Source organism: Falsiroseomonas oleicola (genome assembly GCF_019029495.1).
Classification (GTDB): domain Bacteria; phylum Pseudomonadota; class Alphaproteobacteria; order Acetobacterales; family Acetobacteraceae; genus Falsiroseomonas; species Falsiroseomonas oleicola.
Genome location: NZ_JAERQM010000003.1, coordinates 56,506 through 73,116, shown reverse-complemented (window position 1 = coordinate 73,116; position 16,611 = coordinate 56,506). Strand labels below are relative to the sequence as shown.

Below are 16,611 nucleotides of genomic sequence, written 5' to 3'. Positions count from 1 at the left end.
TGGGCGATCGACGGGGCTCGAACCCGCGACATCCAAGACCACAACCTGGCGCTCTACCAACTGAGCTACGACCGCCACACGCCAAAGGCCGGGATTGACCCCGGGCGCGGGTGATAAGGCGCGGGGGGCGGTCGCGTCAACCGGGGTGAAGCTGGTCGGGGCCAAAGGCATCGGGCAACAGAGCGGCGAGGGTGGCCTGGCGGGGGCTGCCATCCGCCGCGCGCATCAGCACCAGCAGGTGGCCATCCGGCGCGAATTCGGACAGGACCTGCCGGCAGAGGCCGCAGGGGCTGAGCGCGATGCCGGCCGGGCCGGCCACCGCGATGGCGGTGAAGCGGCGCTGACCGCGCGCCACGGCGGCGCCCAGCGCCACACGCTCGGCGCAGAGGGTGGCGCCGTAGCTGGCATTTTCCACATTGCAGCCGGGCTGGATGCTGCCATCGGCGCAGAGCAGGGCGGCGCCGACGGTGAAGCGGGAATAGGGGGCGTGCGCCATGGCCCGCGCCGCCTCCGCCGCCGCCATCAGGGCCGGCGCATCCATCTCAGCCCGTCGCGGCCTGGCGGTTCGCGCCGCGGGCGGCGATCCAGGCCTCCAGGCGGGCCAGGGCCTGGTCGATCACGGCCTCGCCCTTGCAGAAGGCGAAGCGGGCGTAGTGGTTCGGCGCATCGGCGCTTGCGTAAAAGGCGGTGACGGGAATGGCGGTGACCTTCGCCTCCACCGTCAGGGCGCGGCAGAAGGCCACGTCGTCGCCGTTGAAGCCCAGCGGGCGGAAATCGGTGGTGATGAAGTAGCTGCCCTGGGTCGGCAGCACGCCGAAGCCGAGCCGCGCCAGGCCCGCCGCCATGCGGTCGCGCTTCGATTGCAGGCTGGCGGAGACGCCCGCGAAATAGGCGTCGTCCTTGGCCAGGCCGACGGCGATGCCGCGCTGGAGGTTGGGCGGGGTAGTGAAGGTCAGGTTCTGATGCGCCTTGGTGACATTGGGCGCGAGCGACCGGTCGCAGGTGACGTAGCCGATCTTCCAGCCGGTCAGGCTGAAGGTCTTGCCCGCCGATCCGATGCGCATGCAGCGTTCCCGCATGCCCGGCAGGGTCATCAGCGGCACATGCTTCCAGCCGTCGAAGGTCAGGTGCTCATAGACCTCGTCGCAGATCGCGTAGCAGTCATGGCGCTCGATCAGGTCGGCGATGAAGGCCAGCTCGGCGTTGGTGAAGACCTTGCCGGTGGGGTTCATCGGCGTGTTCAGCAGGATGGCCTTGGTCTTCGGGCCGAAGGCGGCGGCCAGTTCGGCGCGGGGCAGTTCCCATTTCGGCGGGGTCAGGCGCACCAGCTTCGGGATCGCACCCAGCAACTTCACCACCGGCAGGTAGGTGTCATACAGCGGCTCGATCAGCACGCATTCGTCGCCGGGGTTCAGCACCGCCATCAGGCAGGCGGTGATCGCCTCCGTCGCGCCGGAGGTGACGATGACCTCCGCATTGGCATCCACCTCCAGCCCATAGAAGCGGCGGTTGTGGGCGGCCACCGCGTTGCGCAGCTCGGGGTGGCCGGACATCGGCGGGTACTGGTTGCGGCCATCCTTCAGCGCGGCGGCCGCGGCCTCGATGACATCCTCCGGCCCGTCATAGTCGGGGAAACCCTGGCCGAGATTGATCGCGCCATGTTCCGTGGCGAGCGCCGACATCACCGTGAAGATGGTGGTGCCGGTGGCGGACAGCAGGTCGTTCTGGGGTTTCACGGAAGCTCTCTCGGGCGCGGGCCTGGCCGGGGTCTTGCGACGGGGGAAGGATGATGGGGGGCGGCGCGGAAAGGCGCAACAGGCCAAGGACGGCCGCCTAATAAATAGGCTGTTTGACCATGAATTGATCGTTTTTGGTGCTGGCTGGGCCAGAATCCGCGACCTGTGCCGTTGCCCGGATGGCACGCTCCATGCAACACGGGGCATTGAGAATGGGCATGGCCTGTCGCCGTTGGGGGCGGAACCATGCCAGTGATCCGGGTGGCCGGAAGACCGGCCGCCTGCTTGCGGCGCAGGCCGGGAGGAAACAGCGTGTGCCTCGGCCCTGGCGGCCGGCACGCGGAGCGACGGAGCCGATGAAAAAGATCGAGGCGATCATCAAGCCCTTCAAACTCGATGAGGTGAAGGACGCGCTGCACGAGATCGGCCTGCAAGGGCTGACCGTGGTCGAGGCGAAGGGATTCGGGCGGCAGAAGGGCCATACCGAGCTCTACCGCGGCGCCGAATACGTCGTGGACTTCCTGCCGAAGGTGAAGATCGAGGTGGTCTGCCCCGATGAGTTGATGGAACGCGCGATCGAGGCGATCACCGCCGCGGCCCGCACCGGGCGCATCGGCGATGGCAAGATCTTCGTCAGCGACGTGCAGGAGGTGATCCGCATCCGCACCGGCGAACGGGGCGACGACGCGGTGTGATGCTTTCCGCCTGGCCGGGGCCAGGCGGGCGAAGACGGGCTGGACCGGCATGCGCCGGGGAAGGCTGGCCGGATGACCGGGGCGCCCCCTCGCGGGGCGACGGGTGAGTTCGGGCGCGTGGCGGGGGCCGGTCCCCGTCGCGCGGCAATGGGACCGGGACGAACAAAGACAGGACCGCACACGATGGCGAAGAAGCCGGCAACTGGGGGCAGCAACGCCGCCGTCTCCAAGGTCATGGAAATGATCAAGGAGCACAGCGTCGAATACGTCGATTTCCGCTTCACCGACCCGAAGGGCAAGTGGCAGCACACGGCGCAGCACGTCTCCACGATCGATGAGGACGTGTTCGTCGACGGCATCATGTTCGACGGCTCCTCGATCGCCGGCTGGAAGGCGATCAACGAGTCCGACATGATCCTGATGCCGGACGCCTCCACCGCCGTGATGGATCCCTTCGCGGCCAAGCCGCAGATGATCCTGTTCTGCGATATCGTGGAGCCTTCCACGGGCCAGATGTATTCGCGCGACCCGCGCAGCACGGCGAAGCGCGCCGAGGCCTATCTGAAGTCGACCGGCATCGGCGACACGGCCTTCTTCGGCCCGGAAGCCGAATTCTTCGTGTTCGACAGCGTGAAGTTCGGCACCGGCGGCAACTACGGCATCTATCAGCTCGACAGCATCGAGGGTCCGGGCGCCAGCCTGAAGGACTACCCCGAGGGCAACATGGGCCACCGCCCCGTGGTCAAGGGCGGCTACTTCCCGGTGGCGCCGGTGGACAGCGAGGGCGACCTGCGCGCCGAGATGCTGTCGACCATGGGCGAGATGGGCCTGGCGATCGAGAAGCACCACCACGAGGTGGCGCAGTCCCAGCACGAGCTGGGCACCAAGTTCGGCCCGCTGGTGCAGCAGGCCGACCACATGCAGATCTACAAGTACTGCGTGCACAACGTGGCGCACAGCTACGGCAAGACCGCGACCTTCATGCCGAAGCCGATCTACGGCGACAACGGCAGCGGCATGCATGTGCACCAGTCGATCTGGAAGGCCGGCAAGCCGGTGTTCGCGGGCAACGGCTATGCCGACCTGTCCGAGATGGCGCTGTACTACATCGGCGGCATCATCAAGCACGCCAAGGCGCTGAACGCCTTCACCAACCCGACCACCAACAGCTACAAGCGCCTGATCCCGGGCTTCGAGGCCCCTGTGCTGCTGGCCTATTCGGCCCGCAACCGCTCCGCCTCCTGCCGCATCCCCTATGCGACCAGCCCGAAGGCCAAGCGCGTCGAGGTTCGCTTCCCGGATCCGGGCGCGAACCCCTACCTCGCCTTCGCCGCCATGCTGATGGCCGGCCTCGATGGCATCAAGAACAAGATCCATCCGGGCGATGCCATGGACAAGGACCTGTATGACCTGCCGTCGGAGGAGCTGAAGGGCATCCCGACCGTCTGCGGGTCGCTGCGCGAGGCGCTGGGCGCGCTGGCCGCCGACCATGAGTTCCTGCTGGCCGGCGACGTGTTCAGCAAGGACCAGATCGAGAGCTACATCGAGCTGAAGTGGGCCGATGTGTACAAGTTCGAACACACCCCGCACCCGGTCGAGTTCGAGATGTACTACTCCGTCTGACACCCATGGCCGGCCCTTCGGGGCCGACCCGAGGGGCCGGGTCGCGCGAGCGGCCCGGCCCTTTTTCGTTCAGCCGTAGCGCGTCGATTTCCAGAAGCCGGGCGGCGTCGCCGTCATGTGCTGGAGGCCGGTGCGGGCCAGCGCCAGGCCGATCTCCCGCGTCGCCGTGTCCATCACCGCATCCTCGCTGGCCGTCTGCACCACGCGGTCCCGCATCACCACGCGGCCGCCGACCAGCACCGTGTCCACATCCGACCCCAGCGCGAAGCAGACCAGGCGGTACAGCGGCATGTCGCCGGGCCAGAGATGCGGCTTGTGCAGGTCGATGATGGCGATGTCGGCGCGCTTGCCGACCTCCAGGCTGCCGATCTCCGCCTCCAACCCCAGCGCTTTGGCAGCGTCGCAGGTGATCATCTCCAGCGCCTTGCCGGGCGGCAGCACCTTGGCGTCGCGGAAATGGCGACGGTGGTAGTGCATCGCCTGGGTCATGTGGCGGAACATGTCGAAGCTGCGGTCGGGCGCGGTGCCGTCCGAACAGATGGCGACGGTGGCCCCCGCATCCATCAGCTCGATCGCCGGGCAGCGGCCGATGATGGACATGTTGGCGGAGGGGTTGTGGGCGATCTTCGTGCCGGTCTCCGCGACCATGCGGATCTCGTCCTCGCCCAGGTCGATGCAATGCGAGAGCAGCGCGTCGGGGCCAAGGATGCCCTGGTCCATCGCATCCCGCACCGTGCCGCCCTTGTGGCCATCCTGGGTGAAGCCGACGCCCTTGGCGCGGGACAGCGCGCGGACCTGCTTCGCGACTTCCGGATAGATTTTTGCGGTCTCCGGCGTCACGCCGTGGCGGCCGGGATAACCCACCGGGGCGCAGAGCATGATGCGGGTCATGCTGTCCTGCGTATCATGCAGGCGCTCGACCAGCCTGGTGCAGACGGCGAGCTGGTCCTCCAGCCCGATCTGCCTTTCGCGATGCGTCGCGCCCTGCCATTCGAAAAAGCGGTTGGGGTAGGGCGGGGGGGAGACGCCGGGGCAGAGCACGCTGCGGATGCCGATGCGGCGATAGCCCTCGGCATGGGCCTCCGCATGCGCGGCATCGTCGGTGCGGGACCCATAGGCGCCGAAGATGGACAGGCCGGTGGTGACGCCGGCCTTCAGCCGCTCCAGCGCCGCCAGCGCGCCATCGGCGCCCCAGAATTCCGGCGTGGCGCCGCGCGGATAGATGGCCTCCACCGATTCCGTCCAGCGGCCGCCATCGCCGCCGCCCAGCGTCTTCACCAGCGTATGGCCGGCATGGGCATGGGCGTCGATCAGCCCGGGCAGCACGGCCTTGCCGGCGGCGTCGATCTCCGCCGTGCCGGGATGCGCGGCGCGCAGCGCGGCGGTGTCGCCGATCGCGGCGATGCGGCCATCGGCCACCAGCACGGAGCCGCCCTCGATCACCCGGCGCCCGGCATCCATGGTGACCACCAGGCCGTTCACGATCAGCGATTGTTCTGACATTCCCAGGCTCCTCCTGCTTCGCAGCGGAGCCTAGGGAAGCGGGCGTCCTGTGGCGAGGGGCGCGGTCCCTCAACATCGCGAAACCCGCGATGCCTTGTTGGCATCAGGGGTTTCGCGATGCGCGCGTGTTGCTCAGGCCTCGCCTGGTGCCACGATATGCGTCGTCAGCTGCATCAGCCCCTCAAGCCCGGCGACGCAGACATCGCCCGGCTTCATGTACAGCTCCGCCGCATTGGCATGGCCGATGGCGGTGCCGCGCGGCGCGCCGGTGGCGATGATGTCGCCCACCTCGAAGGGCATGAAGCGCGTGAAATGCGCGATGATGCCCTCGATCCGGTGGATGTATTCATCGGTGCTGACGCGCAGCCGGCGCTCCCCATTCACGTCGCAGGTCAGCCACAGGTCGTAGGGATCGGCGACCTCCGCCATCGGCACGACATAGGGGCCGACCGGGGTGAAGCCCGGCATGTTCTTCGACACCCAGAACTTGGTGCCGGAGATCACCTCCTGCTTCTGGATCTCCCGCGCCGTCAGGTCGTTCAGCACGGTGATGCCGCCGACGTAATTCCGCGCATCCTCCCGCGAGACGTGGAAGGCGCGCTTCGTCACCACGAAGGCGAGCTCCGGCTCGTAGTCGAAGGTGGTGATACCCTCCGGCCGCACCACGCGCGCGCCTTCGCCGACCAGGGTCTCGGCCAGCTTGACGAAGCCGGTCGGCTCCTGCGGGTCTTCCTTCAGCATGCCCTGCGCGGTCAGCTCGGCGCGATGCACCTTGCTGTTCTTGCCGACGCAGAAGATCTTCCCAGGATTCGGGATGGGCGGCAGGATGTGGCAGGCCGACAGCGGCAGGATCTGCGTCGCCGCCCCGATCAGCGCCTTCAGCTCCGCGATCGGCAGCGCCAGGGCCCGGCGCATGTCCCAGTCCGGGCCATGCGTGGCGGAGAGGTCGCGCAGCGCATCCCCCTCCACCGCGCCGAGCCGCGGGCGCAGGTCGCCCCGGGAAAGAAAAGTCGCCAGTCGGATCATGAGAAGGGCCTATGGACAGTTGGGGCCGGGATGCGGCCGGTGAGGGATTTTTCGTGCCGGGGAGAAAGACAGCGGAGCCGATGGCTTTCCATCGGCGAGCATGGCTGACGCACCCGGCGCGGAAAAGCACCGCCGGACGCGCCCGCAACCCAACTGTCCATAGGCCCTTGGCCTATTCGAGGGTGATGTTACGTTCACGGACCACGCGCTGCCACTTCGCGATATCCGCATCGATGTAGCCGGTGAAGACATCCGGCGTCATCGGCTCCGGCTCCGCGCCCAGCGTCGCCAGGCGGTCCCTGGTGGATTGCAGGCCGAGCGCGGTGGCGGCATCGGCGGCGACCTTGGCCGTCACCGCCTCCGGCATCCCGCGCGGGCCGAACAGGCCGAACCAGCCCACGGCGGCATAGCCCGGCAGGCCCGTGCTGCTGGCGGGCGGCACGCCCGGCAGCAGGGCGGAGGCACGTTCCGAGGTCACCGCCAGGTTCACCACCTGGTTGGCGGCGACGGCGGCGGCGACCGTCTGCGGCGGGGCGAACATCAGGTGGATGCGGCCGGCGATCAGGTCGGTCAGCGCCGGGCCGGTGCCGCGATAGGGCACGTGCAGCATCTCGATCCCCGCCATGGAGCAGAACAGTTCCGCCGCCAGGTGGCTGGCGGCGCCGGTGCCGCTGCTGCCGAAGGTGAAATGGCCCGGCCGCTGCTTCGCCAGCGCCACCAGCTCGCCCACATTCTTCGCGCCGACGCCGGGATGCATGGCGATGACATAGGCCGGCGCCGCGATCATGGTGACCGGGGTGAGCTGGTCGCGCACCTTGAAGGCCGTGTCGCCGCCGGCCCCCGCCAGCCCCATGATGCCGCCGGTGGAGGTGACCAGCAGGGTAAAGCCATCCGGCTGGGCGCGCTGGACCATCTGCAGGCCGATGCGCCCGGCGCCGCCGCCGCGATTCTCGACGATCACCGACTGCCGCCAGCTCTCCTGGAAATTCTGCGCCAGGATGCGGGCCAGCACATCGGTGCCGCCGCCGGGCGGAAAGGGCACGACGATGGTGACGGTGCGGGAGGGATAGGCCGCGCCTTGGCCTCCCCCTTGGGCGCGCAGCACCCCCGGCATCGCCAGGGCAGGGGCGGCGCTGAGGCCGGCGAGCAGGATTCGGCGCGTCGTCATGTTCATTCCTCCCACATTATGGGGTCTTTTCCCATGCTGTCGGGGGCAGGCCAAGGGGGTGACGCCCCGTTTGGCACAGCCTAGTGTCCTGCCAACCTGCGGAGACACGTTCATGAAGCTCTACTACTCGCCCGGCGCCTGCTCCCTCGGCATCCACATCGTGCTCGAGGAAATCGGCAAGCCCTATGAGCTGTCGCTGGTGGCGCTGAAGGATGGCGCGCAGCACAAGCCGGAATTCCAGGCGGTGAACCCGAAGTCGAAGGTGCCGGCGCTGGATCGGGGCGATGGCCGGGTGCTGACGGAATTCCCGGTGATCGCCTGGTGGCTCGGCAAGTCGAACCCCGAGGCCGGGCTGATGCCGACGGATTTCGAGGCGGAGACCCGCTGCCTGGAGATGCTGGACTATGTCTGCGGCACCATCCATCCGCAGGGCTTCACCCGCCAGTTCCGCCCCGCGAACTTCACGGTGCGTGAGGAAGACCACCCCAAGGTGGTGGAGCAGGGCAAGGCGCTGGCCGCCAAGTATTTCGAGACGCTGGAGAAGAACTGGGCCGGCGGTACCTATGTGCTGGCCTCGGGCTATTCGGTGGCCGATGCGGCGCTGTTCTTCGTGGAATACTGGGCAACCCGCCGTTCCGGCATGACCCTGCCGTCGCACCTGGCGAAGCATCTGGACGCGATGCTGGCCCGCCCGGCGGTGCAGCGCGCCTTGGCGCAGGAAGGCCTGAAGGGCTGACGGGGCGCGGCGGAAGGATATGACGATGCTGAACCCCACCCCCTTCTGGTTCCTCCGCCATGGCGAGACGGATTGGAACGCCCAGGGCCTGTCCCAGGGCCGCACCGACATCCCGCTGAACCATGTCGGCCTGGCCCAGGCGGAACGTGCAGCGCGCACCCTGGCCGCGCTCGGTATCGCCAGCATCGTCGCCTCCCCGCTGCTGCGCGCCCGCCGCACGGCGGAAATCGCGGCGGCGGCGATCGGCCTGCCGGTGTCGCTCGACCCCGACCTGGCGGAGGTGAATTTCGGCAGCCAGGAAGGGCTGCCGATGGGCGACTGGTATGACGACTGGATCGACGGCGCCTACACCCCGGAAGGCGCGGAGACTTTCGTCCAACTGCGCGACCGCGCCGTGCGCGGGGTGAATGCCGCCCTGTCGCTGCCCGGCCCGGTGCTGGTGGTGGCGCATGGCGCGCTGTTCCGCGCGCTGCGCCAGGCAGCGGGGCTGGAGGCGAATGTGCGCACGCCCAACGCGCTGCCGCTGTGGATGGAGCCGCCTTTGGCCGGTGAATCCGCCTGGCGGATCACCCCGGCCAAGCTGGCGGCGGAGGTCTGACCGGCGCGGCAGATGATGGCCCAGCCCCCGCGCATCGCCGGACCTGTGGCGCAGCCACGCCGTCCGCGCATCGCGCCGCCGCCCGGCGCGGTGGATTCCCACGCCCATCTCTTCGGCCCCGAGGCCCGCTTCCCCTATGCGGAGGGGCGTGGCTACACGCCGCCCGATGCGCCGCTCGAATCCTATCTGGCGCTGCTCGACCAGCTCGGCCTGGCGCGGGGCGTCCTGGTGCAGGGCAATGCGCATGGCTTCGACAACGCGGTGCTGCTGGATGCGCTGGAACGCGCGCCGGATCGCCTCCGCGCCGTGGCCATCACCGACACCCGCATCCCGGCCGCGACCCTGCGGGGCTGGCACCGCCTGGGCATGCGGGGCCTGCGCTTCCATGAACATGCGGCGGAGGCGAAGCCCGGCTATGTCCGGGGCGTGGGGCTGGAGGCGCTGCCGCATTTCCGCGCGGTGATGCGCGACCTCGGCTGGGTGGTGCAGGTCTTCTGCGACCACCGCCGCCTGCCCGCCATCGCCGAGGACCTCGCGGCCATCTCGGCGGAGATGCCGGTGGTGATCGACCATATGCTGACGGTGCCGGCCGCCCGCGGCATCGCCGACCCCGGCTTCCAGGCGCTGCTGCGGCTGGTGGGGGAGGGGAAGGCGCATGTGAAGCTCTCCGGCGCCTATCGCCTTTCCAAGGATTTTCCTGACTACCGGGATGCCCGGCCCTTCCACGACGCGCTGCTGGCCGCCAATCCGAATGCCCTGCTCTGGGGCACGGACTGGCCGCATACCTCGATCGACGCGGCGGTGATGCCGGATGACGGCGCGCTGCTGGACCTGTTCATGGATTGGACACCGCGGGCGGAGGATCGCGTTCGCGTCCTGGTAGAAAATCCCGACCGGCTATTTCGTTAGATACGATATCGCATTAACTTGCTGGTAATTTCCGGCGGCTAGGAGTGCGGCAGGCAGAAAATCCTGTCGGCCTTGTGGAAAGACTCCGCCGCATGAAGTCCAAACGTCCCCGGAAGAACCGTCCGGCCGCGCCGCGCGCCGTCGTCATCGTTCCGGTCTTTATCCTGGCCGGCATGGCCCTTCCGGTCACCGCGGGGGAGGTTCTGACCAGCAACCGCACCCTGTCCGGCACGATCGATGGCGGCCTCGGCAGCGGCTACCTGGTGCAGAGCGGCACGCTGACCATCAACAACGCCACCGTCACCAATTTCATCACCCAGGGCGGCACGGGCTCGGGCGGCGGTGCCGGCCTTGGCGGCGCGATCTTCGTCAATTCCGGCGCTGCGGCGGTGCTGAACAACGTCACCATGGGCGGCAATGCCGCCATCGGCGGCACGGGCGGCAGCGGGCTTCAGGGCGGCGTGCTGAACGGGCTGATGTCGCCCAGCGCCAATGGCAGTGCCGGCAGCAACGGGTCCGTCTTCGTCGACAACATCGTCCTGCTCGGCGACGGCAACGGCAATGGCGTGGCCGGTGGCAATGCCGGCAATGGCAGCGCGGCCAGCGCCGGATTCGGTGGCAGCGGCGGCATCGGTGGCGCTGGCAGCGATGGCTGGTCCACCAATCCCAAGCTGATCTACGATGTCTCCCAGGCGACCGTCGCAGTGGCGCTGGCGACAGCCGATGTTTCTGCAGCGGGGGCGGAGGTACCGCCAAATCCGTTGCAGGCCACCGCGGCGGCGGCGGCGCTGGTCGCGGCAACCGCGGCGCTGGGCGAGGCGACGGCGCAGCTCGTGGCCTGGGAACTGGCCAATTCCGACGGCTATGTCGGCCTCGGCGGCGATGGCGGCGCGGGCGGCATCGGTGGTGCCGGCAGTTTCGGCTTCGGCGGCGGCGCGGGCGGCAGCGGCGGCGCCGGCGGTGACGGCACCGGCGGCGCGCGGGACGGCTTCGGCGGCGATGGCGGCACGGGCGGCGAGGGTGGCTTCGGCGGCGGTGGCGGTCGCGGCGGTCTCGGCGGGTCTGGCGCCATGGCCGGCAGCGGTGGCGATGGTGGCGCGGCCGGCTTTGGCGCGGGCGTCGGCAGCAGCGGTTCGGGCAATGGCGCGGCGGATGTGGCGGGCGGCGGCGGCGGCTCGGGCCTCGGCGGCGCGATCTTCGTGCGCGATGGCGGCAGCCTGACGGTCACCGGCAATTCCACCTTCGGGCGGAACAATGTGCAGGCCGGCGGCAGCCTGAATGGCGGCGCGGCCGGTGAGGTCGCGGGCAGCGACATCTTCATCATGCGCGGCGCCACAGTGAACTTCGCCGCCGGCACGGGCAATGTCATCACCGTCAATGGCGGCATCGCCGATGACAGCTCCGCCAATATCAGCTTCGGCGGCGTGCCGAACGGGCAGGGCGCCGATGTCACCATCAGCAGCGGGCTCGTGGTGTTCAACGGCGCCAATACCTATACCGGGCAGACCATCATCACCGGCGGCGCGCTGCGCGCGCAGGATGGCGTCGGGCTGCCTTCCAACAGCAACCTGAATCTGGCGGGCGGCGTGCTGGAATCGAGTGGTGTCCTCGACCGCTTCACCGGCACCTTCGCCGATCGTGTGCAGTGGAGCGGCTCTGGCGGCTTCGCCGGGGTGGGGGATGGGCTGACCGTCCGCCTCAATGCCGGCACCACCCTGACCTGGGGCCAGGGCGGCTTCGTCAGCGGCAGCAATGCGCTGATCTTCGGCTCCGCCACCGGCACCGCCAACGTGACCTTCGAGAACGGCATCAACCTGGCCGGCGCGGCGCGCAACATCCATCTCGGTCACGGCACCGATGTGACCACGACGATGTCCGGCGTGCTGTCCAATGGCGGGCTGACGCTGACGGCGGAGAACAATGCCGCGCAGCTCATCCTGACGGGCACCAACACCTATGCGGGTGCCACCACCATCACCAGCGGCACGCTGGCCCTGCAGGGCACGGGCAGCATCGCGCAGTCCAGCAGCGTCACCATCGGCAGCAACGGCACGCTGGACATCAGCGGCACCGATTCCGGCGCCAGCATCGTCACCCTGGCGGGTGATGGCGGCCTGGCGCTCGGTGAGCGCACGGTGACTGTGACCAATGGCAACAGCACCACTTTCGGTGGCGTGATCTCCGGCACGGGCGGGTTCACCCTGGCCGGTGGCACCCAGGCGCTTTCCGGCGTCAATACCTTCACGGGCGCCGTCGCCGTCGACAGCGGCGCGGTGCTGGCCCTGGTGGGTTCCGGCAGTGTCGCCGCGGCCTCCGGCGTCGAGGCCAATGGCCAGTTCAACATCGCCGGCACCAGCGCGGGGGCGACCATCGCCACCCTGTCCGGCAACGGCACGGTGGCGCTCGGGCCGCAGACCCTGACCATCGCCGATGGCTCCACCAGCTTCGCGGGCGCCATCAATGGCGCCGGCGGGCTGACCGTGGCGGGCGGCACGCAGACGCTGACCGGCAGCAATGGCCTGACCGGCACGGTGCAGGTCGATGACGGCGCCACCCTGGCACTGTCCGGTGGCAGCGCCGGTATCGCCAGCGCCAGCCTGGTGCAGGTGGAGGGCACGCTGGATGTCTCCGGCAATACCAGCACCAATGTCACCACCCTGTCCGGCAGCGGCGATGTGGCGCTGGGCGCGGCGGCGCTGCGCATCACCAATGGCAGCACCACCTTCGCGGGCGATATCCAGGGCGAGGCCGGCAGCGCGCTGACCATCGCGGGTGGCACGCAGATCCTCAGCGGCACCAATACCTTGGCGGGCGCCGTCACCATCGACAGCGGCGCGGTGCTGGCCCTGACCGGCACGGGCGGCATCGCCGCGGCGTCCGGCGTCGCGGCCAATGGCGGCTTCGACATCTCCGCCACCACGGCGGGCGCCAGCATCACCACCCTGTCCGGCAGCGGTACGGTGGCACTCGGTGCGCAGACTTTGACGGCGACGAATGGCAGCACCACCTTCGCCGGCGCGATCGGCGGCACGGGTGGCCTGACCGTCTCCGGCGGCACCCAGGCGCTGAGCGGCAGCAACGGCTTCACCGGCGCCGCGACCATCAACGACGGCGCGACGCTGGCCCTGACCGGCACGGGCAGCATCGCCGCCGCATCGCAGGTGCAGGCCGATGGCAGCTTCGACATCTCCGCCACCAGCGCGGGCGCCAGCATCACCACCCTGACGGGCACGGGCGATGTGGCGCTGGGCGCGCAGCGCCTGACGGTGACCAATGGCAGCACGACCTTCGCGGGCGACATCGCCGGCACCGGCGGGCTGACGGTCAGCGGCGGCACGCAGACCCTGAGCGGCGCCAACAGCTTCACCGGCACCGCCGTGGTGGACAGCGTCGCCGGCCTGTCGATCACCGGCACCGGCAGCGTGGCCCAGGCCGCGCGCGTGCAGGCCGATGGCGAGTTCAACATCGCCGGTACCAGCGGCGGCAGCGCCATCCGCAGCCTGTCCGGCAGCGGCTTCGTGGTGCTGGGCGCGCAGACCCTGTCGGTGACGGCGGGCGACGACGTGTTCGCCGGCAACATCCTCGGCGCCGGCAACCTGAATGTCAGCGGCGGCACGCAGGGCCTGTCCGGCAGCAATGCCATGACCGGTCAGGTCGTGGTGGCCGATGGCGCGCGGCTGAACATCCTCGGCGCCGGCAGCATCGCCAGCGCCAGCCAGGTGGAGGCGGATGGGCAGTTCGACATCACCGGCGCCACCAGCCCGGTGCAGATCCGCACCCTGGCGGGCACGGGCGATGTGACGCTGGGCGCGCAGACCCTGCGCGTGACGGCGGGCAGCACGGAATTCGGCGGCGATGTCTCCGGCACCGGCACGTTGAACGTCGCCGGCGGCACGCAGCGCCTGTCCGGCGGCAACAGCCTGACCGGTCTGGTGCAGGTGGACTCCGGCGCCACCCTGCAACTGACCGGCACCGGCAGCATCGCCACGGCGTCGGAAGTGCGCAGCGATGGCGTGTTCTCCGTGGCCAATACGAGCAGTGGCGCCGCCATCACCACCCTGTCGGGCAATGGCGTGGTGCTGCTGGGCAGCCAGGACCTGACGGTGACGGCGGGCAGCACGGCCTTTGCCGGCGGCATCGCCGGCAGCGGCGGCGTCACCATCACCGGCGGCACGCAGCAGCTCAGCGGCCAGAACATCTTCCAGGGTCCGCTGACCATCGGCGCGGCCGGCGCGCTGGACCTGCTGGGCACCGGCAGCGTGGCCGAGGCTTCCCGCGTCGACCTGGCCGGGCGCTTCGACATCTCCGGCACCACGGCCGGCGCCTCCATCACCACGCTGACCGGCGCGGGCATCGTGGCGCTGGGCGCGCGCACCCTGACGGTGACCGACGGTTCCACCGATTTCGCCGGCACCATCGGCGGCACCGGCGGCTTCGCGGTCAGCGGCGGCACGCAGACGTTGAGCGGCCTCAACACCTATTCCGGCGGCACGCGTGTCAGCAACGGCACGCTGGTCGTGGCCAGCGATGCGGCGCTCGGCGCGGCCTCGGGCGGTGTCACCTTGCAGGATGGGCGGTTGCGCTTCATGGCGGACACCACCTCCGCCCGTAACTTCACCATGGGTGGCCAGGGCACGGTCGACACCAATGCGCAAAGCATCACCCTGTCCGGCACCATTGGCGGCAGCGGTGGGCTGGTGGCGGATGGCGGCGGCGTGCTGACGCTGACCGGCGACAACAGCTATGCCGGCGGCACGCTGGTGATCGGCGGCACCACGCTCGCGGTCGGCAAGGACTCGGCGCTGGGCGCGCCGGACGGCGCCGTGGTGATCGACAACGGCAAGCTGCTGGCGCTGGCAAGCTTCGCCTCCACCCGCGCGATCCAGGTCAATACCGCGGGCGAGATCGACGCCAATGGCTTCGTCCTCAGCCTCAGCGGCCCGATCAACCTTCAGCAGGAGGATGCGCCGGACCTCGTGCTGTTCAACGGCGATGCGACGGTGGAGGGACCGATCACGGTGGATGCGGCCGGACTGACCGTGCTGTCCAACGCCATCCTGCGCGGCACCGGCGAGGTCTTCACCAGCACCGTCATCGATGGCGTGCTGGCGCCCGGCAACAGCCCCGGCACGCTGACCTTCCTGGCGCCGCTGACCATCTCCCCCAGCGGCACGCTGCGGCTGGATATCGACGGCACGGGCACCGGCACGGGCGCGGGCAATTACAGCCGCGTGGTGCTGACCGGCAGCGGCAGCAGCTTCACCGCCCAGGGCGGCACCATCGTGCCGCTGCTGCGCGGCATCAGCGGCGATGCCAGCAACAGCTACACCCCGCCGGTGGGCCAGAGTTTCGCCGTGGTGCAGGCCGAGGGCGGCGTCTTCGGCAGCTTCGCCAGCCTGACCCAGCCGGAAGGGCTGCTGGCCGGCAGCCGCATGGATGCGCTCTACACCGCCCAGGCGCTGACGCTGTATGTCACGCCCAGCAGCTACACCAACCTGAACCCCTTCGGCGTCGGGCTGACGCCGAACCAGGCGCAGGTCGGCCTCGGCCTGGACGCGCTGCGCCCGATGCCGGGCGTGCGGACCGGCGCGGAGGCGACGGCGGTGCTCGGCACGCTGTTCAGCCAGGTGCCGGCGGCGCTGCCGCCGATCATGACGCGCCTCGCCGGCACCATCTATGGCGATGCGCTGATGGTGGGCCTCGACCGCAGCCGTGGCTTCGGCGAGGTCATCGCCGACCAGGCGGCGGCCCGGCGTGGCCTGACCGGCCGTGCCGCCACCGACGGCGACGGGCGGCGCACGGCCTGGGCCACGGGCTTCGGCGGCAATGCCCGCTTCGACGCCACGGGCGACACGGGCTATCGCAACACCACCACCGGCATGGCGGTGGGCGTGGACTTCCGCCTCGATGCCGGCCTGCTGGTCGGCATGGCGCTCGGCGGCAGCAGCGGGCGGATCAGCTCCTCCGCCACCGATGCCCGCATCTCCGGCGAGATGGTGCATGCCGCGCTCTATGGCGGCTGGACCGGTGGTCCCTACTACGTCGATGCGCAACTCGGCCTGAGCCATGCGGAGGTCAATGCCAGCCGCAACCTGGGCGTGAACGGGTTGACCGCGCGGGGTTCTGCCAGCGGGCTGGGTGGCAGCGCGGCGATCGAGGCCGGCACCCGCCATCGCTTCGGCAACTGGCAGGTGCAGCCCGGCCTCGGCCTGCGCTACGACGCGCTGAGCCGTGACCGGCTGACCGAGGATGGCGCCAGCGTGCTGTCCCTGGCGGTGGAGGACAGCCAGGCCAGCAGCCTGCGCGCCACCGCCGGCTTCCGCGCCGAGACCAGCCTGATGCTGGGCGAGGGCTACCACCTGCGGCCGCATCTGCGCCTGCATGTGGCGCAGGAGATGGGCGATACGGAAACGAGCACCACTTCCGCCTTCGTCGGCGCCCCGGGCGCCGCCATGGTGGCGCGGACCGCCGATCGTGGCCGCACCGCCGGGCTGGCGGGGCTGGGCGCGGAGTTGACCCTGCCGAACGGTGTGACATTGTTCGGCGGCTATAGCGGCACGGTGCAGCAGCACGTGTCGAACCATGCCGGCACCGTCGGCCTGCGGTACCAGTGGTGA

General features: G+C 69.8%; 11 protein-coding genes and 1 tRNA gene. 6 read left to right on the top strand and 6 right to left on the bottom strand.

Features of this window, described 5'->3' with window-relative positions:
• Window positions 1-2: 2 nt before the first annotated feature.
• The 3 genes from JJQ90_RS11170 to JJQ90_RS11160 form a co-directional block, all read right to left on the bottom strand.
• Window positions 3-75: transfer RNA gene (locus tag JJQ90_RS11170), tRNA-His, on the bottom strand.
• A gap of 61 nt (window positions 76-136) precedes the next feature.
• Window positions 137-541, bottom strand: coding sequence for a cytidine deaminase (locus JJQ90_RS11165; RefSeq protein WP_216875399.1), 405 nt, complete (start codon window positions 539-541; stop codon window positions 137-139).
• A gap of 1 nt (window position 542) precedes the next feature.
• Window positions 543-1,736, bottom strand: coding sequence for an aminotransferase (locus tag JJQ90_RS11160; RefSeq protein ID WP_216875397.1), 1,194 nt, complete (start codon window positions 1,734-1,736; stop codon window positions 543-545).
• Between the two features lie 356 nt (window positions 1,737-2,092).
• Here JJQ90_RS11160 and JJQ90_RS11155 point away from each other — a divergent pair, with 356 nt between their 5' ends.
• Window positions 2,093-2,431 carry a P-II family nitrogen regulator gene (locus JJQ90_RS11155; protein WP_168045998.1) on the top strand — a complete coding sequence of 113 codons (339 nt, stop codon included), beginning with the start codon at window positions 2,093-2,095 and terminating at the stop codon, window positions 2,429-2,431.
• A 183-nt stretch (window positions 2,432-2,614) separates the two neighbouring features.
• Entirely contained in the window at window positions 2,615-4,054 is a 1,440-nt protein-coding gene (gene glnA, locus JJQ90_RS11150; RefSeq protein WP_216875395.1) for a type I glutamate--ammonia ligase, read from the top strand.
• A 69-nt stretch (window positions 4,055-4,123) separates the two neighbouring features.
• Here glnA and JJQ90_RS11145 read toward each other — a convergent pair whose 3' ends face one another.
• From JJQ90_RS11145 to JJQ90_RS11135, 3 genes are all read right to left on the bottom strand, one after another.
• Window positions 4,124-5,557 (bottom strand): amidohydrolase family protein, encoded by a 1,434-nt coding sequence (locus tag JJQ90_RS11145; RefSeq protein WP_216875393.1) that lies wholly within the window; start codon window positions 5,555-5,557, stop codon window positions 4,124-4,126.
• A gap of 132 nt (window positions 5,558-5,689) precedes the next feature.
• Complete coding sequence (locus JJQ90_RS11140; protein WP_216875391.1) at window positions 5,690-6,583, bottom strand: fumarylacetoacetate hydrolase family protein; 894 nt, start codon at window positions 6,581-6,583, stop codon at window positions 5,690-5,692.
• A 172-nt stretch (window positions 6,584-6,755) separates the two neighbouring features.
• Entirely contained in the window at window positions 6,756-7,751 is a 996-nt protein-coding gene (locus tag JJQ90_RS11135) for a Bug family tripartite tricarboxylate transporter substrate binding protein (protein ID WP_216875389.1), read from the bottom strand.
• A gap of 112 nt (window positions 7,752-7,863) precedes the next feature.
• On the opposite strand from JJQ90_RS11135, the gene JJQ90_RS11130 reads away from it, so the two are divergent.
• The 4 genes from JJQ90_RS11130 to JJQ90_RS11115 all read left to right on the top strand — a co-directional run bounded on the left by JJQ90_RS11130 (window position 7,864) and on the right by JJQ90_RS11115 (window position 16,611).
• A complete protein-coding gene (locus JJQ90_RS11130; RefSeq protein WP_216875387.1) occupies window positions 7,864-8,487 on the top strand; it encodes a glutathione S-transferase family protein in 624 nt (207 codons plus the stop codon).
• Between the two features lie 19 nt (window positions 8,488-8,506).
• Window positions 8,507-9,085 (top strand): histidine phosphatase family protein, encoded by a 579-nt coding sequence (locus JJQ90_RS11125; RefSeq protein WP_216875385.1) that lies wholly within the window; start codon window positions 8,507-8,509, stop codon window positions 9,083-9,085.
• 15 nt (window positions 9,086-9,100) lie between these two features.
• On the top strand, window positions 9,101-9,994 hold the full coding sequence (locus JJQ90_RS11120) for an amidohydrolase family protein (protein WP_216875383.1): 894 nt from the start codon (window positions 9,101-9,103) through the stop codon (window positions 9,992-9,994).
• A gap of 92 nt (window positions 9,995-10,086) precedes the next feature.
• Window positions 10,087-16,611 carry an autotransporter-associated beta strand repeat-containing protein gene (locus JJQ90_RS11115; RefSeq protein WP_216875381.1) on the top strand — a complete coding sequence of 2,175 codons (6,525 nt, stop codon included), beginning with the start codon at window positions 10,087-10,089 and terminating at the stop codon, window positions 16,609-16,611.